This window comes from Dyadobacter pollutisoli (assembly GCF_026625565.1).
Lineage (GTDB): Bacteria > Bacteroidota > Bacteroidia > Cytophagales > Spirosomataceae > Dyadobacter > Dyadobacter pollutisoli.
Map to the genome: position 1 here is coordinate 857,776 of NZ_CP112998.1, position 22,857 is coordinate 880,632.

16 protein-coding genes are annotated in these 22,857 nt (G+C 47.3%); 5 read left to right on the forward strand and 11 right to left on the reverse strand.

Going from position 1 to position 22,857, the window contains the following annotated elements; translation table 11 throughout:
* Window position 1: 1 nt before the first annotated feature.
* The 7 genes from ON006_RS03690 to ON006_RS03720 form a co-directional block, all read right to left on the reverse strand.
* The gene (locus tag ON006_RS03690) at window positions 2–3,580 is read right to left on the reverse strand and encodes a SusC/RagA family TonB-linked outer membrane protein (protein ID WP_244823956.1); all 3,579 of its coding nucleotides are present in this window, start codon (window positions 3,578–3,580) and stop codon (window positions 2–4) included.
* Window positions 3,577–4,581, reverse strand: coding sequence for a FecR family protein (locus ON006_RS03695; RefSeq protein ID WP_244823957.1), 1,005 nt, complete (start codon window positions 4,579–4,581; stop codon window positions 3,577–3,579). Before ON006_RS03695 ends, ON006_RS03690 begins: the two co-directional genes overlap by 4 nt.
* A gap of 56 nt (window positions 4,582–4,637) precedes the next feature.
* A complete protein-coding gene (locus ON006_RS03700; protein ID WP_244823958.1) occupies window positions 4,638–5,297 on the reverse strand; it encodes an RNA polymerase sigma-70 factor in 660 nt (219 codons plus the stop codon).
* A gap of 283 nt (window positions 5,298–5,580) precedes the next feature.
* Window positions 5,581–6,093 (reverse strand): DUF6088 family protein, encoded by a 513-nt coding sequence (locus ON006_RS03705; protein ID WP_244823959.1) that lies wholly within the window; start codon window positions 6,091–6,093, stop codon window positions 5,581–5,583.
* 684 nt (window positions 6,094–6,777) lie between these two features.
* Complete coding sequence (locus tag ON006_RS03710) at window positions 6,778–7,287, reverse strand: hypothetical protein (protein ID WP_244823960.1); 510 nt, start codon at window positions 7,285–7,287, stop codon at window positions 6,778–6,780.
* Between the two features lie 13 nt (window positions 7,288–7,300).
* Entirely contained in the window at window positions 7,301–10,255 is a 2,955-nt protein-coding gene (locus tag ON006_RS03715; protein ID WP_244823961.1) for a TonB-dependent receptor, read from the reverse strand.
* An 807-nt stretch (window positions 10,256–11,062) separates the two neighbouring features.
* Window positions 11,063–13,525, reverse strand: a complete 2,463-nt coding sequence (locus ON006_RS03720) for an ABC transporter permease (RefSeq protein ID WP_244823962.1) — start codon at window positions 13,523–13,525, stop codon at window positions 11,063–11,065.
* Between the two features lie 347 nt (window positions 13,526–13,872).
* Here ON006_RS03720 and ON006_RS03725 point away from each other — a divergent pair, with 347 nt between their 5' ends.
* The 3 genes from ON006_RS03725 to ON006_RS03735 all read left to right on the forward strand — a co-directional run bounded on the left by ON006_RS03725 (window position 13,873) and on the right by ON006_RS03735 (window position 16,376).
* The gene (locus ON006_RS03725) at window positions 13,873–14,391 is read left to right on the forward strand and encodes a GNAT family N-acetyltransferase (protein WP_244823963.1); all 519 of its coding nucleotides are present in this window, start codon (window positions 13,873–13,875) and stop codon (window positions 14,389–14,391) included.
* 271 nt (window positions 14,392–14,662) lie between these two features.
* A complete protein-coding gene (locus ON006_RS03730; protein WP_244823964.1) occupies window positions 14,663–15,112 on the forward strand; it encodes an Hsp20/alpha crystallin family protein in 450 nt (149 codons plus the stop codon).
* Window positions 15,113–15,134: 22 nt separating this feature from the next.
* Window positions 15,135–16,376: a cation:proton antiporter domain-containing protein gene (locus ON006_RS03735; protein WP_244823965.1), complete on the forward strand. Its 1,242-nt coding sequence runs from the start codon at window positions 15,135–15,137 to the stop codon at window positions 16,374–16,376.
* A gap of 131 nt (window positions 16,377–16,507) precedes the next feature.
* On the opposite strand, the gene ON006_RS03740 is transcribed toward ON006_RS03735, so the two are convergent.
* Window positions 16,508–17,866 carry a serine hydrolase domain-containing protein gene (locus ON006_RS03740; protein WP_244823966.1) on the reverse strand — a complete coding sequence of 453 codons (1,359 nt, stop codon included), beginning with the start codon at window positions 17,864–17,866 and terminating at the stop codon, window positions 16,508–16,510.
* A gap of 331 nt (window positions 17,867–18,197) precedes the next feature.
* Here ON006_RS03740 and ON006_RS03745 point away from each other — a divergent pair, with 331 nt between their 5' ends.
* Both ON006_RS03745 and ON006_RS03750 read left to right on the forward strand, forming a co-directional pair.
* On the forward strand, window positions 18,198–19,322 hold the full coding sequence (locus ON006_RS03745) for a TlpA disulfide reductase family protein (RefSeq protein WP_244823967.1): 1,125 nt from the start codon (window positions 18,198–18,200) through the stop codon (window positions 19,320–19,322).
* An 84-nt stretch (window positions 19,323–19,406) separates the two neighbouring features.
* Complete coding sequence (locus ON006_RS03750; RefSeq protein ID WP_244823968.1) at window positions 19,407–20,189, forward strand: AraC family transcriptional regulator; 783 nt, start codon at window positions 19,407–19,409, stop codon at window positions 20,187–20,189.
* On the opposite strand, the gene ON006_RS03755 is transcribed toward ON006_RS03750, so the two are convergent.
* The 3 genes from ON006_RS03755 to ON006_RS03765 all read right to left on the reverse strand — a co-directional run bounded on the left by ON006_RS03755 (window position 20,186) and on the right by ON006_RS03765 (window position 22,802).
* Window positions 20,186–20,755, reverse strand: a complete 570-nt coding sequence (locus tag ON006_RS03755) for a dihydrofolate reductase family protein (protein ID WP_244823969.1) — start codon at window positions 20,753–20,755, stop codon at window positions 20,186–20,188. The genes ON006_RS03750 and ON006_RS03755 overlap by 4 nt on opposite strands.
* A gap of 334 nt (window positions 20,756–21,089) precedes the next feature.
* Window positions 21,090–22,013, reverse strand: coding sequence for an alpha/beta hydrolase (locus ON006_RS03760; RefSeq protein WP_244823970.1), 924 nt, complete (start codon window positions 22,011–22,013; stop codon window positions 21,090–21,092).
* A 42-nt stretch (window positions 22,014–22,055) separates the two neighbouring features.
* Window positions 22,056–22,802 (reverse strand): SDR family oxidoreductase, encoded by a 747-nt coding sequence (locus tag ON006_RS03765; protein ID WP_244823971.1) that lies wholly within the window; start codon window positions 22,800–22,802, stop codon window positions 22,056–22,058.
* Between the last annotated feature and the right edge of the window lie 55 nt (window positions 22,803–22,857).

Consider the following 22,857-nt stretch of genomic DNA (forward strand, 5'->3'; position numbering starts at 1 on the left):
GTCAGAAGGTTACATTCAGGCCGAACGTGAAGTTGCGGGACAATGGATACGCGCCATAGTCCTCTCCCTGTACGCCGGTGAGGCCTGCCTGGTTATTAACCTCCGGATTGTAGCCAATGTATTGGGTACTGGTAAACAGGTTGGTGCCCGAAACGTAAGCCCGCAACGATTGCACTTTTCCCAGCATGGTTTTCGGGAATGTATATCCCAATGTGATACTCCTCAACCTGAAATACGATCCGTCTTCGACCTGGTAGGAAGAGGGACGGTTGTTTCCCCCGTGCAAATCGGTCAGGCGATCGGCGCGCGGAATGGTACCATTGCCCGGGTTTTCGGGAGATATCCAGCGTTCTGTCCAATCTTTGTAAGAGTTGGTCGCCGCCTCGCCGTTTCCAAGGTGACGGCGGGTCAGGTTCAGGATCTTGGAGCCTTGTACACCCTGGAAGAAAACACTCAGGTCCAGACCTTTAAAGCTAAAACGATTGGTAATACCGTACATAAAATCAGGCATGTAGTTGCCGATCACGGTGCGGTCACTGGCATCCACTTTTCCGTCACCGTTTACATCCTTGAACCGCATGTCCCCCGGCCGGGCGGCTGGTGCCAGTGCGTCGTCGGGCGCAGCGTCTATTTCAGCCTGTGTCTGATAAATGCCGTCGACAACATAGCCATAGTAACTGCCGATCGGTGCGCCGATCTGGGTAATGTGCCGGATACCCGCACCTCCCGAGCTGAGTATCGGATCACCGGTGGGGCCGAGTTTCAATACTTCATTCTGATTGGACGAAAAGTTGAAATCTGTTGACCATGTAAATGCGCCCACAATGTTGCGGCTGTTGATCGTCAATTCCACGCCTTTGTTTTCCACTTCGCCAATATTCTGAAGTGCCGTGGCAAAACCAACCGACGAAGGCACCTGTACATTCAGCAGCAGGTCCGAGGTCGTTTTTTTGTACCAATCGGCGGAGATGAAAAGCCGGTCTCGAAAAAGGCCCAGGTCGATACCGAAATCCACCTGCGTGGTTTTTTCCCAGGTCAGTTTATCGTTACTGATTGTTGAAGGAGCGATCCCGTTTACAATTACATTATTAAATGTATAATTATACGGGCTTAACAAACCGATTGCCGCGTAGTTCGGGATCAGGAAATTTCCCGTTTTACCCCAGCTGCCGCGCAGTTTTAAATCACTTACTATCGTCTGACCTTTCATAAAGGTTTCTTCCGACAACCGCCATCCTGCTGAAAACGAAGGAAATGTCCCTGTTTTGTTACCCGCACCAAACCGGGAAGAACGATCCGAACGTATGGTGGCTGTCAGCAGGTATTTGTCACGGAAAGCATAATTCACCCTCGCCAGCATGGATACCAGCGACCATTCCTGGCGGTTGTCGCCCCCGCTCGTAACCTGCCCGCTGCTGATGGAAGGGGAGAGGTCGTCGGGATGGTTTTGTGCGTAGACCTGATTGGCGTCCAGTCGGTCTTTTTGGGCGCTATACCCCACTACTGCCGAAATGTGATGGTCTTTCCCTAAAGTTTTATCATAGGACAATGTATTTTCCACCAGCCAGTTGTAATTCAAAGATGCATTCGATTGGGCATAAGGGTCTCCTACGGTCGCTCCCCGGTTCAGGAATGCCCTGGCCATGTAAAACGACCGGTTGTAACTATTGACGTCGATACCCGTGTAAAGCTTGTATTTGAGGCCTTCGATGATTTCATATTCAAGAAATACATTGCCGAATGTCCGGAACTGTTTCAGGTCGTCGGTCACATATTTAATGATCGCCAGCGGGTTACTGGCTGCCGTCATATTTGCGCCGCGGCCATCTTCGGTCAACAAATGAGACTGGTTATCGGTCTGGTTGATCGTCCCGTCGGGCAGGTAAGGCGATACCGTCGGCGAGGTAACGAGTGCGGAATACACAATGCCGGGAGGATCTGCAAAGTAGGGAGCACCCGCCGGCGAGCGGTCGGTATTGGTAAAGGAAGGACTCAATCCAAAACCGATTTTCAGCTTTTTGACAGGGTTCACTTCCAGGTTCGCCCGAAAGCTGAAACGCTCGAAACCGCTTCGGTCAATGATGCCTTTCTGATTAAAATAGCCGCCGGAAAAATAGTAGTTCATTGTTTCGGTACCACCCGATACCGACGCATTATAGCTTTGCACCGGAGCCGACTTGAAGATCAGGTCCTGCCAGTCGGTGTCGGTGCCGGTGGGATTTGCGAAATCGTCGGGGATGAAGTAGCTGCCGTTTGTCGATTTTCCGTAACGGGTTACATTGTCATCGTTGATATTCGCTGTCGGGACATCCTGCAGGTACGCATTGTTTTTGGAATCCTTCACATAGGCTGTCAGTTCCGCCGAGTTCATCAGGTCCACCCTTTTGGCCACCGACTGTACCCCGAAATAAGCATCAAAACCCACCACAGGCCTGGTGCCTTTTTTTCCTTTTTTGGTGGTAATTAAAATAACCCCGTTGGAACCTCTTGATCCATAGATCGCAGCCGCCGAAGCATCCTTCAACACTTCAAGCGATTCGATGTCATTGGAATTGATCGTGCCGAGCGGATTGGAAGCGGGCAACGCAAAAGCAGTAGTGCGGCGCGTAATGTCGCCCTGAATACCAGGGTCCATGTTTTTGGTCACCGGAAAACCGTCGATCACATACAAAGGCTCGTTACCGGCTGATACGGACCCCAAGCCCCGCACGCGGATGGTGGTAGCCGCGCCTGGCTCTCCGCTCGGCTCCTGAACCTGCACCCCGGCGATTTGTCCCTGAATGGCATTCTCAAAGTTAGTGACCTGTACTTCACGGATGTTTTTGGCTGAAAGCGAGCCGATTGAACCGGTAATGTCGCCCTTACGCTGCGTTCCATAACCCACAACCATGACTTCGCTCAAACTGCTCACCGAAGCATCCAGCCGGATGTTGATCATCGTTTGGTTGCCTACTGCAATTTCTTTGGTCACATATCCGATAAATGAAAAAACCAACACGACATTTTCATCCGTCACACTGAGCGAAAAATTTCCCTCCATATCCGTCACAGCGCCTTTATTGCTGCCTTTTACTAAAATGCTCACACCGGGAAGCCCGGCATTCTTTTCATCGGTAACCTTTCCTTTGACGCTGATATCGGCCGGGGTCTGACGTATCGGAACTGGTTCTAAAACTTGCGGCTCAGGCTCAGTACCCAGTAACACCGGCTTAACCAATGCCTGCTGCTGTTTTTCCTTTTGTTCCTTTTTTCGGATCAGATAGGCTTTTTTACCTGTCCTGATAAATTCCAGACCGTTGGGTTTCAGCAAGCTTTTCAATTCCGCTTCCAGGTCTCTGGCGTGCTCAGCCGCATCCGCGGAAACCGAAATACCCTGGATAATGGATTGCTCGAACAGAATGCTCACATGGTGCTTCTTGCCCAGTTCCTTCAGCACGTCTTTGAGCTTACCGGACCGCTCCGTTTTCTGGCTTTCCTGGTGTAAAGCTGGCCTTGCCATTGCGATTTCCTGTGAAAAGCCAATTCTGGCGGTCAGCAGACAGGTGCCAACCAGGCACGTTCGTAAAATCGGGATCTTCATAAGTCTTGTTTTATGGGTGTACGCAATTCGATTTCGTCCGCTGAGCGGGTAATTTTCATATCAAACATGGCCGACAATATTTCCAGTAATGCTTCTGGTTCTTTGGCTTGGTAAATCCCCCCGATTTTGCGGGAAGCGAGTTCGTCGTCGACGATCCGGATGTGGACGGCAAACCGCTCGTTGATCTGCTCGACGACTTCGGCAAGGGTTGCATCGTCAAAATAAAATGTTTGCTCTTTCCAGGCGGTAATGGCCAGCGGTTCTTCGGGCGTGACCACTTTAAAAGTGCCTTTACTGTCGGCAGTGAAGTAGTTGCCGGGGCTGAGGTAAAGCTCCCGCCCAGCAGGCAGGTTTAGCTTTACTTTTCCTTTGGCCAGAAAAACCCTTTTTCCGCGTGCCCTCGAAAACGCATTGAACTCGGTACCCAGCACTTCAATGCGGTAGCCGTCACCCATCAGCACTTCGAAACGCAGGTTATTCTTTTGGTGCGTTACCTTGAATTCGGCCTCGCCGGTCAGCCACACCTGACGCACATCCTCCCCGAAACCAAAGCGAGGCACCCTCAGTACTGAATTGGAATTGAGCGTTACCTCGGTGCTGTCGCTCAGGAAAAAACTGGTGAAACGGCCGTGTGGCGACTCGATGGATCTGTACATCAGCTCCGAGCGGAATACATAGGCCAATGCAAGTAATACCGAGGCAGCCGCCAGCATTCCGATCCATGGCAGCAGGTTACGCGATTTCCTACTGACCCGGAACAAAACTTCGGCACGCTTTTCCTGTGCTATTCCTCCGTCCAGAAAAAAGTCGTATTCATGCTGCGATTTCTCCGTGTCGATTAGCAGTTGCGGGTGCAGGCGCTCCCATTCGTCGACGCAGCGGTAATATTGCTCTTCGTTTTCGCTGTCTTCAAGCCATTGCTCGATCAGTTTTCGCTGCATTGATGTGGCTTTGCCTTCGAAAAAATCGAACAGTAGCTGTTTGGTTATCAATTCGTTCATTGAAGCTGGATATAAGTCCTGATATCAGTATGTGGTAATACATTTCTTGATGAAAGTCAGAGGAATGCGGGCAGCAGGATAGTCAAAAACCAGCTTTCTTTCAGGCCCGTGCGAAGTTTGGTCAAAGCCCTGCTGACAAGCCCTTCCACCGCTTTCGGGGTAATCTGGAGTTCCTGGGCAATCTCATCGTATTTCTTGCCTTCTACTCTTTTCAGCAAATAGGCCTTGCGACATTGCGGCGATAATTCCTGGATAATGCTCTCGACTTTGAGGTAAAGCTCGGTGTATTGGAGCGCCTCATCCGGATTGACCGTCTGGGCTACCGGAGAAATGGAAATGGATTCTAGCGGATCGGTTTGCCGGAGGTTCCATCGCATATAGTTATAAGTTCGGTGACGTACCGCCTTGTAGAGATAAGCGCGATAGGAGCTTGTGACGTGCTCAAAAATCCTGTGCGCCCAGAAGGCTTCGAAAAGCTCAGAAACAATATCCTCCGCTACTTCTTGTGAATGCACAAAACGTGCGGCGTGATTGCAGAGCGTCACATAGTACCGACGGAACAGCAGCGAGCATCCATCTTTGGGATCTGCGGCAAATGTTTCCCGCAACAAACGTTCATCGTCGGTCTGGACAGGTATTTTCGCCTCGCTGGAAAATGGGCGTTGATTTCTGCCCCATGTCTGATCTTCTGAATTACCTGGTAATGGTGTCGTCATCCTGGGAACCGTTTGCTTGCATTGTTAACAAACAGACAAGTTTTTTATTCTTTTCCCTCGATAAATACCTTATTAATATTGGCTTAAAACCAATATTTGTAGAATATTATAATTCCTTACTGCAATAATTCCAAATAAGATCGCCTATCTCGTCAAATGACTGGCTTACTAAATTAAACTTCCGCTCATGCAGTGGGGCCGGATCAACTTTCAACATCAGGATGGTAGGGACGTTATCTTAAAGAAAGCCTCGAATCAATCTAAATAACTTACATTTGGATCATTATTTAACATTCATTTTGTCTTCATGCTCACTGATATTTTCCTTGCCCAGTTCTTTCAGAGCCTGAATTGCCAGTTTGCTAACTTTCCCCTTCGCAAGAAGATTTTTAGGGGAAACCTTTTTAAACTTAATTGTTCGCCTGCCCACTTTAATTTCGCGTGGGGATCCATCGGTCGGAAGAACAATCTTCATTGGAATCTGCGTACTTAATCCAAGGGCATTCAATGCATAGCTTCCACTGGGAACCGTTCTTATTTTATCCCTTTTTGCTATTGCCTCTGCGACCTTTTCCGCGGTTGGAATTACAGCTCCAATTAAGGGGCTTTCTTTTGGCCTTACATAAATTCCCTGGGCGACCCGTACAAGCACATTTTTATCCTCTAAGCGTTGCTGCGCTTTCCTTACAGCTTCGGATGAACCATACCAGGAGAAATCTTCGGGGAACATAAGCAAACCCCGATGCTTTGATTTAACTATTTTTTCTATCTGTTTTTCAGTTCCTAGTGTCAACATAGTACGTAATTTATCGTCACGAATATTGACAAGATTTGTGACGAAGTGTCTAACCGGGAAGCTTGTCCAGGAAATGGATTTGATCCCTAAGCAGGGATTTTTGAAAAGCACTTTTTTCAATTTCCTGCAAAAATTCCCTGTAATGCACATATGCCTAGCATATTATCTCAAGCGGATCGAACGGCTTGCTCAAAAATTTTCTTGTATGTGCCTGTGGAGGCGGCGCTACAACTTTTTTTATTGGTTACAGCAATTGCTCGAAATGTGATACCGACTGGCTGCATTTCTACCATTTTTCGCTTTATAACAATCTCGCCGAGCTTTTTTGTAGTAACCTCAAGTCTTCCAAAAATCGATGATTACTAATAATTCCTTTTAAATCATAGTGCAGATCTTTCTTTGCCAGGATTTCTTGAAACTTTGTTGATCAGCATCACGAGCTTGGTCTGTATACTTTAACAAGGGTCTTTTTGCTTTTATTCTTAGCCTTGCGTTCGAATCTTACGAGTTCGCCCAACCACGAAGCAGTAAACGTTGCAGGGCATATTCCATAAGAACAACAGATTTTTATTTTGCTCCTCTATCTTCGAATTTCACAGTTAACAATGCAAAAAAAGCCCTCTTGCTACCATGTAGAAAAAGGGCTTTTAATTTCTGATGAGTCTCACTTTGTCTAACCGGGCGCTATTCAGCCTCGGCTATGGGTGCGGCGTTAGCGCCTATATCGCCAGAGGCAACGGTGGTCGCGCCTAGTTTAATCGTTACGTTAGCATTGTAGGTGTCAAGTTTATCGAAAAACCCCTCTTCACTAATGCTAAAATACTTACTGGTCGCGAATGCTCCCGTAGCGCCTGCAACAGTGTCGAGCACCTTGAGGGCCGTCGCGGGTGCTGCTGTTACTTTTCCGGGAAAAATCGCGGCTGTGTAAGTGCTGCCAGCTGCTCCGTTATAAATTCCCATTTGTACCAGGGTGATCGTTTTGTTGTATTTGTAGAATACAACGCGCCCATAGATTTTTGCCGTATCCGCAGCAGCCAACGTATAAGCCTTATAAGTCGACACAGTACCACCGCCTGGTGCTGTACTTAAATTGGGTGGGTAGTCCTGTTGTTCACAGGAAGTAAGCAATGCAAATAAAGTCATCGCGATAGCCAAAGATAACATCGGGGCAATTTTGCTGATATATGTTTTCATGTCAGGATGATCATTAAAAGTTGAAAGAAACACGGCCATAATAGTAAGATCCGTTGGAGCCTTGCTGGTTGTTGTCATACAAATAAAATCCTTGATTTTCACTGCGTAGTATATCAGGATACTTGTTGAATACGTTGCTGCCGCCAATAGAGAATTTTAAATTCTTGGTCAGATCGTAGCCGACGCTCGCATCGAAAATAGATTGCGCCGAAAACTTCTGATCGTAAAAGTTGCCTTCTGCGTCAGAGGAAGTCGAGCGGGACGTAACGGTTCCAAAGTATGTTCCTCTCACCATAGCGTGAAATTTATTGACGCGGTAGGTAACGGATCCGATCAGTTTTTGTCTGGGTGTCCCTGTTTCAAACTGACCAATGGTTGCCCGGTCAAGGTACTTGGCAACAATCTGGTCTTCGGTCAGGTTGGAGACATTCAGATCAAGTACTTTTCTGTTCAGAATGGTGTTTTTACTGAAAATAGCTGCCAGGCTGAAAATGAAGCTTTTGCCGCGGTTCAGGGTCAGCGTATAATTTCCGACTGCTTCAATTCCCTTTGAACGTACGTCTGCACCATTCACAAAGAACTGGGCTTCGCCACCGCCGATCACTTCATCGTAGTTATTACCTACCTCGGAAGCATTGAAGTAACTGGTCCTGAAAATACGGTTATCTACATCAATCTGATAGGCATCCAATGTTACTTCAAATCCATGCGCCGGTTGATAAGTAAGCCCTAAGCCATAGGTCCTGGATTTTTCCTGTTTAAGGCCCTGAATGCCTAGAACTCTGGCAGCCGTGCTGTTGGTAGGGTAGGTTGTCACATCAAGTGGTTGGGGGATCCCATTGGCGTCCGGTACGAATGCGGTAGCTGTATGAGTGTAGTTCAACTCTTGTAGGGATGGCGCGCGAAATCCGGAAGCAATAGAGGCCCGCAATGAAAGTGTTTTAGCAATGGAATACCGGGCGGCTAACTTTCCGATCGTAACGCCACCGAAATCCGAGTAATTTTCCACACGAAAAGCGCCAGCGATCAAAAGGCTTTTGGTCACTTCCAGTTCGGCATCCACATAAGCTGCCATGGTAGTACGGTACTCATCTCTTTCGTTTTTTGGGCCGAATCCAGCGAAACACTGGCAATTGGAAGAGAGGGATTTAACGGTAACCTGCTGGCCTGCATTGACGCTGATCGGATTTCCATTTGCATCTACGATAGGCGTGCTGCTGGCATCTTCCAAAGGTTTTCCATCTGGTCCGACAAGTAGGCCGTCTTTACCAACGGTTAGCACACCTGCATCTCCATAGGTGTAAGCCTCTTCCTGGCCCTTCATGATTTTGTAGTTCTCTATGCGCATTTCAGCACCAAAGGCAATGTTCAGACCGTGTAGCACATCTTTGAAATAACGGGAAAAATCAAGGTTTGTGGAATTTTGGGTAAACTGGTGTGTACCCAAATTCATATTGACCGGTGAATTCGAGCCCAATGAAGCATTCATGGTATTGACCATCCCGATGCGCATCCGGTTCCTGCCAAATGTGTTGCTGAAATCAACATTGAATTCACCTAGCTTACTTTTAATACCTGTGGTGTTGGAAAGGTCTGAGGTATTGGAAGTCATCTGAGGACGGAAACCATTGGGATATAGCAGGTAATTGAAACGGTCGGTCTGTGCGGCGCGACGGTAGTAGCACGAGAATCCCTTTAGATATTTGTAAGACGCGCCCCCAAAACTATACAGGGTCGTCGTAGGGTTCAATTGATAGCCTGCATTATAAAAAGTGCTGCCGAGCGTAATGGCAGGCATGCCCGCATAAACGGCAAAATCAGCTTTGGTCAGCCCGCGTGCCGCCATTAAGCCCGGTTCAGTGGTCAGCGAAGCAAGTGCTGCTGTGTTACCCGAGGCCTGTGCAGCAACGAGCTCAGGATTGGTGATGACCGGATTTCCATTTTTATCAGTCCGCAGGTTATTCAGATAGGTATTATCGAAAAATCCCCAGTCATTGACAAAAGGTCTCAAAGTCGGACGTTTTTGCGTGATTTGACCGGAGAGGTTAAAGTAACCTTTGTCGCCAATCTTGAAGCCGTAATTGGCATCAAACTGATAATTAAATCCGTCGGGCTTACCATCCTTTGTCAGTTCTCCGGCTTTACCACCGGTATTAGCATAACCTCCGCCGGTAAAACTGCCCGTCAGTTTATCAGTACCTTTTTTGAGAATGATATTGACTACGCCGGCCACTGCGTCGGATCCATATTGAGCGGCAGCACCATCGCGCAAAATTTCAACGCGATCGATGGCCGAAGCTGGAATGGTCATCAAATCAACAGAAGTGGAAGGGCTGCCTACAGCGGTTCCGGTAATGAGCAAGGCAGAGGTATGCCTTCGCTTTCCATTCACCAGGACAAGAATCTGGTTGGGTGCCATGTTGCGGAGCTGAACCGGATCTACATGGGAGTCAAGGTCGCCACCTTGGGACCTGACTGCATTAAAGCTTGGTGCAACAAAAGCGAGCATTTGAGCCAGGTCCATCTGAGGGAGGTCTGCCATAATATCCTTGATGGAAATAACATCCACCGGGACAGGCGTTTCCAGGATTGTTCGCCCGGTGTTTCTGGACCCGGTCACAATTAATTCACTCAGTTCAGTGCCGCCATCTTCCAGCGGAATACTTAAAGTGGCTTCGGAACCTATCTTGACCTCCTTTGTTTTAAAGCCAATAAAGCTGAATACCAACACGTCACCAGGCGCAGCATCGATGGAGAACATGCCCTGGTTATCGGTAATAGTGCCTTTGTTGGTATTTCCTTTCAAAATAATGTTAACACCAGGAAACACTTCGGAAGTGGATGCGGAAAATACCTTGCCGGTAATCTTTTTGCCCTGGGCCTGGATGGTAAGCGGAAGCAAAAAAACGAGTTGAAGGAGCATCACCAATGCCGCCGCGAATTTGCATTTTTGTAAGTTTCTCTTCATAGTAATGGAGTGATTTTAGTTGGATATTCATTTTCAAAAATGGGGCTAGATGGCAAAAGGGTAATGAAAGCAGTTCCGGTCTGGATCTGCTGGGCATCATTACAATCAAAGTGCGGCTTTGGTTGTTAAACATATTGATAAAATTAATTATTGCAATATATTGTACTGTATAATTTCAATTATTCAGTATAATTTATATATATTCTACAAAATGTATTGCTTTTGGGTAGTCTCTTCAAGGGGAAAATGCAAAGAAGGAGGAGAAGCCAGGACAATTGGAAATATTTGATTCACCGGGACAGGAAATCGAAGTCAACAGCCGGAAGTAAAATTCGGTCTTCGACTTTAAGCGAAATTCTTGACGTGATGTTTCAAAAATTAGAAAGTAAGTAACCGATTGTAAATCTGATAGATAATGGTGCTGTTTGCGTCTGGATGAAATAAAAGTGCCTTACTATCCGAACAGTTTTCTGACTTCAATCTGCCCCCGTTCAAACAGGATCAGAAAGTACCCTGATGCTGTTTGAACGGGTTGCTCTCGATTTGTTCAGCCCATCAAGCAATGGATGGTGTTCTGTGTGAAGTATACGTCCTGGCAGATGATAGCTTTTGTAGTGCAGCGGCCAGATCGAATGTAACAATATTAATATTCGTTTCCGCTAGCAGGGCCAGTTCAGATAGCATTGCCCCACGATTGAGCTGTGGCAGATGCCCTTGCCCAGTTCCATGAAAACTTATACGGGTAAGGGAATTGGGTAATCTAATCGGTTTTAAAACCTGGGTTTGCCAGGCGGCTTTTACCCAGCGCTATTCAGACCGCAAGCTCTTGACCGGATTGACCAAAGCAGCCCGGATCGTTTCGTAACTGACCACCAAAGCAGTCAGCAGCGCCACTAGCAGGATGCTCGTCAGGAAAACCAGCATATCCACATGGACCCGGTAAATGAAATCCTGCAGCCAGCGGTCTATGGCCAGCCAACCGAGCGGGATTGCAATCAGGCAGGCGACGCCGAGCAAACGCAAAAATGGCATGAACAGTAGGCGCAGGATCTGTGGCAATGAGGCACCCATCGTTTTCCGTATCCCGATTTCCTTGGTGCGCTGCTCGGCCAGGTACGATGAAAGGCCGAACAAGCCCATACAGGCGATCAGGATCGACAGCACTGAAAACGATTTGAAAAGGATTGACAACCGGTTTTCTCCATCATACATCCTGCCGAATTCTTCGCTCATAAACCAGTGGCCAAAACCAACGCCGGGCAGTTCCTGTCTCCATTTGGCTTCGATCTGCGCGATCTTTTCCTGAAATTTTCCAACTGGAAGTTTTATGTACAGAATACGGTCCTCAGGATCGGGCCGGCTGCCGATGGCCAGTGGCGAAATGGCATGATGGATCGACTGATAGGGAAAATCCCGAACGATGCCAATCACTGTACCTTCTCTTCGCTGACTAGGATCCGCGCCCGGGCGATTGATGGTCAGCCGCATGCCCAATACCTTTTCCATCGGCAACCCAAGTGACTTTATCGCGCTTTCATTGAGCAGGTAGGTACTCGAATCGGCCGGGTTGCCGGTCCTGAATGTTCGGCCCGCTATCAGTTCCAGGTTAAATGCTTTGGGCAGGTCAAAGTCCCCGCTCATGCCGCCCCAACGGTGTTGTTCATTTCCGAGTTCAGGAAAGGTCACATCATGGTCGAGCGAACCGAAATAATCCTGGTTTGGCAGGTGATTGGCTAAGGTGACCACGTCCAGCTCGGCGTCTTCCTGAATACGCTGCTTGAGAGACAGGTATTTGTTCAGCGAGGCCATTCCGGACCACCGGACAGAAAGCAGCGCGTCGCCACTCCGGCTTAGCACCGATTGATGTATGAAATTCATCTGCCGCACCATGATGGCCGTCGAAACGATGAGCAGAATAGTGATTGTGTATTGCATAATGATCAGGCCTTTGCGCAGCCGGTCGGAGCCTTTTGCCGAAACCCTTGCGTTTTTAAGTACGGTCAGTGGCATCAGGCCCGACAAAAGCAGGGCGGGATAGCTGCCCGAAAGCAATCCCACCAGGGCGGTGGTACCCAGGATGTAGGCGATCAATCTGCCCTGCATCAGGTGGACAAATGTAAAATGCTTTCCAGCAACATTGTTGAATGTTGGCAGCAGCAGCATAGCCAGCAACAGCCCGATCAGCAATGCGATCAAAGTGGTGATCATTGACTCGCTGAGAAACTGCCCCACCAGCTGCCAGCGCCGGCTTCCCAAAACTTTGCGCAGTCCGATTTCTTTGGAACGCCTCACGGCCCGCGCAGTGGCCAAATTCATATAGTTAATGCTGGCGATGACAATCACCAAGAGCGCGGTTGATGCAAAAATATAGAGGTACTTGATATTTCCGATCCGGCTGTTGTTATAGCTCGACCGCAGCTCATCGCTGAAATGTACATCCCTCAAAGGCTTGATCATTGGCTGGATCACATTCTTGGGATCTTGGCGAAGATTGGATTGCACCACCCCGTTAAATGTTTTGAGTATCCTGTCAATGTCAGCGCCTGGCGTGGTATGGAGGTAGGTCAGAAACCAGCCCGACGATGCCCCCCAGTTTTCCAGCCAGTTCTGCCCGCCTGCAGTCATCATATCGTGCAGCATGCCGGTACTGACCAGGTAGTCGGGCTGAATATGGGAATTGCCGGGGTAATCCTCCAAAACTCCGGTGACAATGAGGGGGACGTATTTGTTGTTTGTGCCGTAAATGTGGCTCAGTTCCAGGGTTCTGCCAACCGGATCCTGGCCGCCGTAAAATTGCCTGGCGACCGAAGCACTGATCACAATGGCGTTGGGCTTAGAAAATACCGTTGCCGGGTTACCGTATTTCAATGGAAAGGAAAATACTTCTTTAAAGTCCGGCTGCACCCAAAAAATATTTTCTGACAGCAATATCTTATCCTGTTGACGGTCCCAGAAGTGGGCCGGGTATCCCAGCGAAAGCAGCTGTGTCCCGCCTTTTATTTCGGGGAAATTACTTTTGAGTGCATTGAGCCACGCACCTGGCGCATAGGCCGAAGTGTACTCATTACCGTTCATCTGATTGTGCGAACCCAGGATGTACAGATTTTCCGAATCGGGGTGGAACCGGTCGAAGCCTTGTTCGTCAATGATAAACAGATAGATCAGGGTCACGCTGGCCAGCCCGATCGCCAGGCCCATGATGTTGATGAATGTGAATCCCCGCTGCTTTTTAAAAGTACGCAGGGCAATGATGATATAATTTCTGAGCATGGCTACGTAAATGTTTCTATAAATGTATCCATGGGAGCATTTACAGTGTTTCCAATTCGTGTTCAAGTTTGTTCAAGTTGAAATCCCAACATGAAAGGCAGTGCCGGGCGGTGTTAGTCAAGCTCGGGTTGAGAGGAAAATATTCTTTTAGATTATTTCGAAATGCGTACCGATATTTAACTACTGCTTATACTTTTGGGCCGGGGGTCAGAGCAGTCGGATCGTTCCTTATGGTCACCTTTCCAATTGGAGGGCCCGCTAAGGCAATGCGATTGGACTTTTGCTTTGTCAGTCACTGCCGATGAGCTGATCATGGAATTGTCGTAAATTAAGCAACCATCATTCAAATGAATAAGATAATAATAAGTAAGGCCAGCCTTCAGGATCTGGCAACCATACAACAAATTGGCAGAGAAACCTTCCTGGAAACATTCGCAGAAGCCAATACGGAAGCGGATATGGAAAAATATCTAGCCGAAAATTTTAGTGATGAAAAAATGAATTCAGAACTGAGCAATCCGGACTCCCAGTTTTTTATCGCATGGGACGATAAAATTCCAGTAGGGTATTTGAAGGTCAATTCCGGCCTGGCCCAAACTGAGCTGAAAGATCCAAGCTCTCTTGAAATCGAACGCATCTACGTAAAAAAAGCCTATCATGGCCAAATGGTTGGACAAATCTTGTATGAAAAATCACTTGAAGTAGCCCAGCTTCAAAAGAATGCATATCTCTGGCTGGGTGTCTGGGAGCAAAATCCAAAAGCGATTCGGTTTTATGAAAAGAACGGTTTCAAAGTCTTCGATAAGCATATTTTCAAATTTGGCGAAGATGAGCAGACAGATATCATGATGAAAAAAGTATTGTGACACCTTGTCAACATCGCTGCACTAACTGGCTTACTATTTTCGGTATAGCCTTCTGGTTGGCCTAACAGATTTTTCAATGTCATTTTTGCAACCTGGGCGGCTAAAATGTCGCCCGGACACATACATTTTGTCAGAAAAAGCTGTCAGATCCTGAAAATTTTTCTGCCATTTCCCGGATGGAATATAGTTTGAACACACATCATCCGGCAGGCGAACAAAGCCAGCCAAAGTTCATTATATTTTTGTTTAACTTTTAAAAAGGAGGTTGATTATGTCACTCATCAAAAGGAACGGGCTACTGCCCGCAACATTCCCAGCGCTGTTCGACGATTTCTTTGGCCGCGAACTTTTTAACTGGGGCAACAACAATTATTCAGCGACCAGCACGACTGTGCCTTCGGTCAACATCCGCGAAACCGGCGATACCTTTGAGGTTGAAATGGCCGCTCCCGGCATGGACAAAAATGACTTCAAGGTCGAACTGGATGGCAACACGCTTACCATCAGTTCACAGAAAGAGCGACAGGAGCAGTCCGGGCAGGACGGTTACAGCCGCCAGGAGTTCAGCTATCAGTCTTTTCAAAGAAGCTTTGTTCTTCCCAGGGATGTGGTTGATGCCGAGCACATTTCGGCGCAGTACCGAAACGGGTTGCTGCACCTGACCATCCCCAAACAGGAGCAGGCCAAACAAAAGGCCCCAAGGCTGATTGAAATAGCTTAGCAACAAAAATGGGCTTGCCAGGATGGTAAGCCCATTTTGTCTGTTTGGCTATTTTCAGAATGACCGTAAAAAGACCAAAGTCGCCCAAGAAATGAACCAGGTGTTATTTTCTGTTAGTGCCTTATGCCTGCTGATCCTGCTGCTGATCTTTTTACTAAAAAGGTTGCGGCAACCGTATATGATCGCCTATATCATCGCAGGCTTCCTGATAGGGCCGCATGCAGCCAACCTTTTCCCAAATGCCGAAGACATCGAACCTGTCGCAGAGATAGGAATCTTGTTGTTAATGTTCTTTCTTGGAATGGAAATCGATATCCCAGATAACAAGTCGATGCTATTTGAGCCGCTGGTGGCGCAGGGTATGAGGGTCGTGCTGACCTTGGGGCTGGTCATGGCGGTTTCATTTTTAGCTGGATGGCCGTATTTGACCGGCATCATTATTTTCATTCTGCTGATCTTTAATAGCACTGCGGTGGTCAGTGAATACCTCCGCAAAAACGGAGAGCTGAAAACCGAGTTCGGGATGATGATACTCAATATCCTGCTCCTGCAGGACCTGATGCTTGCACCAATACTGGGCGCTATACAATTTATGGGCGGCAAAGGATTTTCCTGGCTGCGTGTCGTGGTTGCAGTTGCTGCGTGCGTACTTGTTTTTCTGGTGCTCCGTGCGGTACGCAACCGGACTTTCATACAACTGAAAATTAAAGATATATTTAAGGACGACCATGAATTGCAGGTTTTTGCCGGTTGTTTACTGTGCCTTGGGTTTGGCGTGTTGGCAGAGCTTTCCGGGCTCAGCAGTGCGCTGGGGAGCTTTATAGCAGGTATCTTTATTGGTAAGCTGGATACATTTAAATGGCTCGAAGGGGCATTGCATCCTTTTAAGGTATTTTTTGTCGCGCTCTTTTTTGTCACCATAGGGCTGCGCCTGGACCTTACCTACCTAAACGGGCACCTGCTGACGGTAGGCTTGGGGACGTTGTTGTTGTTGGCCGTCAACAGCGGGTTATCCGCGGCGATTTTTAAGGGGTTGAAATACTCCTGGAAAAGTAGCCTTTACGGAGGCGCGTTGCTGTCCCAGATCGGAGAATTCGGAATACTTGCCTGCTCAATGGCCTATAAAATGCAGGTGATCGGTCATGATCTGTTCAAGACCGGCATCGCCATTACTGCATTATCACTGCTGCTGTCCACAGTCTGGATCACACTGCAGAAAAAATTCCTCTTTAAGGCCGGTAGACATCCTTACCGGCAACGATGATTTCTTTTGTTTTTCTTGAAGGAAATACCCGCGTGGAAATACCACGCCTGGGCCTGGTGCCGACCAAAGCGAAAAATTATGTCCAGGCATTTTTCTGAGGCTATGCAGAGTGAGAGTCTATCCGCTGTGGACTACTGTCTTTTCAAAACCAAATATCCATAGACCTCGTCCATTCGTAATCCGGTGATCCGACCCTCTTGTTGCTTAAAGAGATAATTGGTGCTTCCATCGGTCCACGAATTACCCATGATGTAATTGAGCGTTTGAGGTTTTTCCTTGCCCATTGTCAGCAAAAGGGTGGAATCGTTTTTACCGATTTTTACATCCATTTCCTGGCCACGTCCCGGGCCCTTGTAGCTACCCGTAAATTTCCCCAGGTCACCCGTAAAATGCGCAGGCGTACTGGCCTGTGGACTCTTAAAAATCAGGTCTGCCACTTTATCAGCAATTTTCCTGGGCCTGACGCTGGTGGTGTTGATCAAAATAATGATGCTGACATCCTCGTCAGGAAAGTAGCTGTTCTGTGAAAGGAAACCGTTGATTCCGCCACCGTGTTCTATGAGGCGTTTTTCCTTCCAATCTGTAACTGTAATGCCCTTTGCGTATCGGGTGATCGTACCATCATTGAGGCTTACAGGGGTTAGAAATTCCTTGTAGCTTTTCTCACTGAGAATTTTCCCATGATGAAGCGCATTGTTCCATTTCTCCAAATCCTCAACGGTCGAGCATAATGAACCGGCTGCAAATGGCCAGGTGTGATCAAGATAGGCGGCTCTCACCAACCCTTTTTCGGCCTTGTCATAACCATGCGCCCTGTTTTTGATGATCTTGTTTTCGCTGCAATAATAGGAGTTAGTCATCCCGGCCTTATCGAACAGGTTCTTTTTTACGTACTCTTCATAAGACAATCCACTCACTTTTTCGATGATCAGGCCCAGCATAAAAAACGCCGTGTTATTGTAGATCAATGCTTCGCCCGGTTCGAAATCGAATTGTTCTTTTTCCACGATGCGTAACAGAGTATCTCTGCTATGCTTTTGAATCGATAGGGTCTCAAAGCTGGGCAATTCCGTATAGCCTTTAATCCCGGACGTATGACTCAGCAATTGCCGTATCGTGACCTTTCGTTGATGGGTATCAAATTTTAAATATTTCCCCAGATCATCTTCCAGCGTAAGTTTTCCTTGCTCGGCAAGCTGTAGAATGGCGGCCGCAGTGAACTGTTTGGTGACTGAACCAATCTCGAATGATGCGTTAACCGGAAGTTTGACATCCAATTCCAGATCGGCCAACCCATAGGCTTTTTGAAACAAGGGTTTATGATTTTTAAAAACGCCGATGGCCATGCCCGCCACTTCGGTTTTGTCGATATACGGTTTGACAATGCTGTCTATCTTGACCTCCAGGTCGGAAGCATTTAGAGACTTTTCATCCTTTTTCTTGCAGGAAAAGAATAAAACGACCACAAGCATGTAAAATAAGTATTTCATAGAGGATAGGGATCGTGGTTTTCAGGGATACAAACTACAGAATCTGAAAGCTTCGAAAGCCAAATTATATGTAAATTAGTCAGAAATATTGTTGATAATTGAATAGCTAGAAATAATTGAGACGTCTAATTTTAAGAAAATTAGACGAGGTGGAATTCGGTCTTCTTCTACGACAATAATTGTCTGGTAGCTTGTCTGAATTTGCGCGACGTGAACCAGCAGGAGTAGGGAAGAGCTGTCTCAGGAACAAACGTTTTTTTAGACTGAAGCAACTTCCAGTCGATCAAGTCACTCGTTGTTAATAGTTTGAAAATCATCAAAATTACTTTCCATGAGTATGTACAGAATATTCATGCTGGTTTTAACAATCCTTACTCTGGTAAAGGTAGCCATTGCTCAGGACGCGCAGGAGATAATTAGCGCAGTCCAAAAAAAGCAAGCATCGCTTAAAACGATTTCCTACGATTTGCATCGCACAGACACCCTTGTCACTGGGCATGTTAGGACAATTACCGGAAAGGCAAAGTTGTTTGTTAGCCATCAAGACAAACTTTTTGGATGCTTGTTTTGGGCACAAAGAGATGGCTTTGATCAACAAACCATTTATAATGGTTATGTCGCTTACGTAGCTGACACCACTAGGAAAATGTACAGCATGATATCCAAACCATCCGAAAATCTCCTGTATGGTACCACAGGTGGCCAGGTTATACTGCTCGACCTGATTCGGCTGGATACGACTCAGGCTGTCAATAGCACTTTCTCGCAAGACCAGCACAATTATTATCTCACTTTCTACTATCCTGATTTAGTTGAGCACGATGTATATAAACGCTATAAGGCAATAACAATTAGCAAATCTAGCATGCTGCCGATAGCGGTACGGAAACATCAGGAAACGCTTGGGAAGGTGCAAGACTTAAATTTTCAAGCTAGAAACTTGGATTTGAATAGCAATTCTTATGACTTCTACGACGCTCCCTTCCTGAAAGATTATGTTCAGGAAACCGCGTCTGCTGATGGTGCTGCGAAGCAGTCTAAATTGAGAGATACAGAAGCTCCTAGCATATCATTACCTGCTTTTGATAGCACTAAATCTTATTCTGTTGTAACTGAGGGGAAGGTCACTTTACTGGATTTCTGGGAGGTCTGGTGTGGCCCATGCATTGCCTCAATGCCAAAAGTTCAGCAAATTTATGATCGCTACAAGGACAGAGGCCTTGTAGTTTACGGGATTGTTCATGAAACCGGCCAGATAGACATTTCCAAGAAGCGAGCCGAAAAGGCTAAAGCAACATTCCCTATGTTGATTGGTAACAAGCAGTCCAAGGATGGTTTTCAACTCGCTGCCATACCGTTGTATGTGCTAATTGATAAGCAAGGAATGATCATCTACGCAAAGGAAGGTTATTCTGCGGATCTTGAACAAGAAATTCAAAAGGCACTGGATCATTGATACTTACAGTCACCATTTTTTGTCTCAAAGGTACTTTCATGAATAAATTTAAAATTTGAGAACGATAGCTAAGTCTTAATACTCATGCAGGTTCAGTATCTTTTACCATCACTGCGGCTATCGCCGCTCGTCAATGGGATTCTTGTGATCCGTTATGAAGGTGCCCCGGAATTTACGCTGCCGCTTTTCGCCAACGGTTCGCCAGTGATCATCTTCCAGACGACCGCCGCAAAAACAAGGGTGGGAAAAGTAGGGCACCTCACGCTGTATGGGCAGACCATCCGGCCGGACGAATTGCTGATAGCGGGCAATTTTACACTCATTGCATGGTTTCTGCAGCCACATACACTGAAACCTCTGCTTCAAACCGGTGCGCGACAGCTGACCGACGACTGTATCGACATCAGTTATTTTAGACAGGCCAGGGAAAAGAGTCTGGAAGAACGACTGCTTAATACATCCGATTTGATAAAACAGCTCCAATTAATGGAAGAGTTCCTGACTGGCCTCCCATCAATGGACGAGAATGACATTGAGCGGGTGAACTTTGCGGTAGCACAAATCAAAAATAGTCGGGGCCTGTATTCATTGACCACCTTGCAAGACGAGTTAAACGTGACCGAACGCACGATGCAGCGGCTTTTTGAAAACAATGTAGGAATGTCGGCCAAGCTATTCCGGCGCGTGTGCCAGTTCGATGCGGCCTTCCAGCAACTAAACCAGTTGCAATTTGACAAACTCTCAGACGTGGCTTTTGAACATGGATATGCAGACCAAAGTCATTTTACACGCGTTTTTCGCGAGTTTACCGGGTTGACCCCTAAGGAGTACCTTGCCAGAAGACAGCAATATACGCCGGTATTCTAAGCATTAACGGCCAACTGGGTAAGAGGGCGATAAACCAGAACTGTCACACCTTTTTCCAACCGCCGGATTTCGTCTAGTTGCATACCAATGTTCAGATCCTGATCAAATAGTTTCTGCCCTGAACCTGCCAGATGCGGCTGCACCATCAGCCTCATCTCGTCTATGAGTCCCGCCTTTAATAAGGTATTTAGGAGCTTGCCGCTTCCCTGGACAAGGATATTGTCACCGGATTGATTTTTAATTGAAGTGATTTCACTCACGAGGTCACCCCGAAGCACTTCGGTATTTTCCCAACCGGGAGCCTGGGTTGATTGCGAGTAAAGGTACTTTTTGACCTGGTTGAGCTTTTCGGCTACTCCCATTTCGTTGTTCTGAAATCCAGACCAATACGGGTACAGCATCTCATAAGTGATCCGGCCATACAGCATAGCGTCGCAGTCAGAGATAGTCTCCTGAATGGCTGCCGCCCGGCTGTCGCTGTGGTAAGGGTTGAACCATACGTTCATTGTGCTTGCATCAAAAACACCGTCAAGGGATATCCATTCGGTTGCAATTAGCTTTCTCATAGTTTGTCAGTATTAGTTTTTTTAAGTTATTGAATAAGACAAAGCTACTGCGGGCGTAAGCAGCGAAATAGAACCGACCCGACAAAATCCTGTGAGCGAAATGGCGCACTGCTCATTCACGGCCCGAGAGGTTTCAGTAAATTTTGTATGGGTCGGACAGAGCCACAATGTTGACGGGTCGAGAGGGAGGATATATTGGCTATCGGCTTTTTACAGGACTGATTAATCAGACTTGAAAGAAAACGGTTCAAAATTAAATAAGTTCATGAAAACAGCGCAGGTCAAATGGTCCTGCACTGTTTTATGTGGCACCGTTGCGGGCGCATTAATGCCCTCAGGAAACTGCCAGCTTTTGGCTATAGAATTCCGTTAGCTTGCCGACCGCCTGGTCGACGTACTGGGGTATGTCATACAGAGCAATATGGGTAGCACCATCCACGACAAATAACTCTTTTTCCCCGCACGCCAGGCTATATGCCTGATCGCTGAAAAATTTGGTATCCGCCTTGCTTCCTGCGATCAAAAGGATGGGTTGCGTAAGCAGCAAGCTTATTTGATCGAATGCCGAGAAAGCCATCATTCTGTCCGTTCCCGTAAAAAGGTATTTATTCACTGAATTTGGATGTTGGGCCCTGGGCGTTCTATAATAGTCGTGGCCTTCCCTCAATAAGTCGGGCGTATTTTCATTGATCTCTTCTTTTGTTTCGGGTACCCAGTGCATATAGAGAGGTTCGGCGCCCTCCGCTTCGGCTGTGCGTTGTTCCCCCACTTTGGTAAGCATATCCAGCAAAACCGGGGCGGGTGTTTCGTTGCCAAGAAAGTTCCTGAATCCCTCGCCCATAGGAGAAGCGCTGACTGTCGCTACGGCTTTGAACCGATGCTCTGTTTGCGCTACACTGATCGCATATCCACCACCCGCGCAGATTCCAAATACACCCATACGGGCAGTATCAATATAAGGAAGGGTAGACAAAAAGTCAGCAGCCGCGCGTGCATCTTCCACTCTTGCGGTAGGATCTTCCAAATAACGGGGCAACCCTTCACTTTCGCCCTGATAGGAAGCATCGAACGTCAATACCACAAATCCATTTTTTGCCAACCGTGAAGCATACAATCCGATAGTCTGTTCCTTAACACCCCCAGCGGGATGGATACATACAATCGCAGGATATGTACTGGTTTCTGTGAAGTCATTCGGGAGATGGATTTCAGCTGCCATTTTCAGGCCCTTATTTTTAAATGTTGTTGCTTTTTTCATTTCAGTTTAGCTTAGTAATATGTTGGGAGTTAGAGCCGAAACCTACCGGTTGACCTGGTTAAAGACCATATCGGCCTTGTCGCTATGAGCGGCGCGGTAAAGGTTCAGGGCCATGCCGATGGCCAGTTCAAATTGATCATTCTGCACTGCCTGAAATGTTTCGGAAGCTACCTGCGAAGGAGAAATGCCCTCTACTTCACGCTCCCTGTGTGAACCCTGGTGCCCGAGCTCGGTGTCCACAATGGGTGGCGCTATTTCGAAGACTTTGACCGAAGTATCTTTTAATTGATGCCGTGCGGACAGGGTAAAAGAATGAAGGGCCGCCTTGGTGGCGCAGTATACTGCCGTCGCTACGACGGGGATGTATGCAAGCCCGGAAGTAATGTTGATAATGGCGGCCTCCTCTTGTTTGATCAAATGCGGCACGAACAGATTTGCGAGGTGTATAGGCGAAATCAGATTAGTCGTCACTTCACTGGTTATTGCCTCGACCGTGTTCTCCTTCTTTATAAAAAAAGTGTTTTGAATCCCTGCACTGTTCACCAGGATATTCAGACCGGGAAAATTAGAAGTAACCCAATCACGAAGTTCAATCCTGTCGTCGGGGCTACTGATATCGGCAACCCTGGTATGCAGGCCAGGAAACCTGCTTTTTACTTCTGCAAGCTTATCTGCTCTTCGGCCGCAAATGATAACTGTATTGCCATTTTCGAGGAATTTTTGAGCTATCGCGAGCCCTATTCCACTTCCGCCCCCGGTAATTAATATGGTGTTGTTGCTTGTTTTCATTACGTTTTGGTTTGTTGATTTGATAAATACGTAAAAGCCTGTCTGCGGGCAAGCA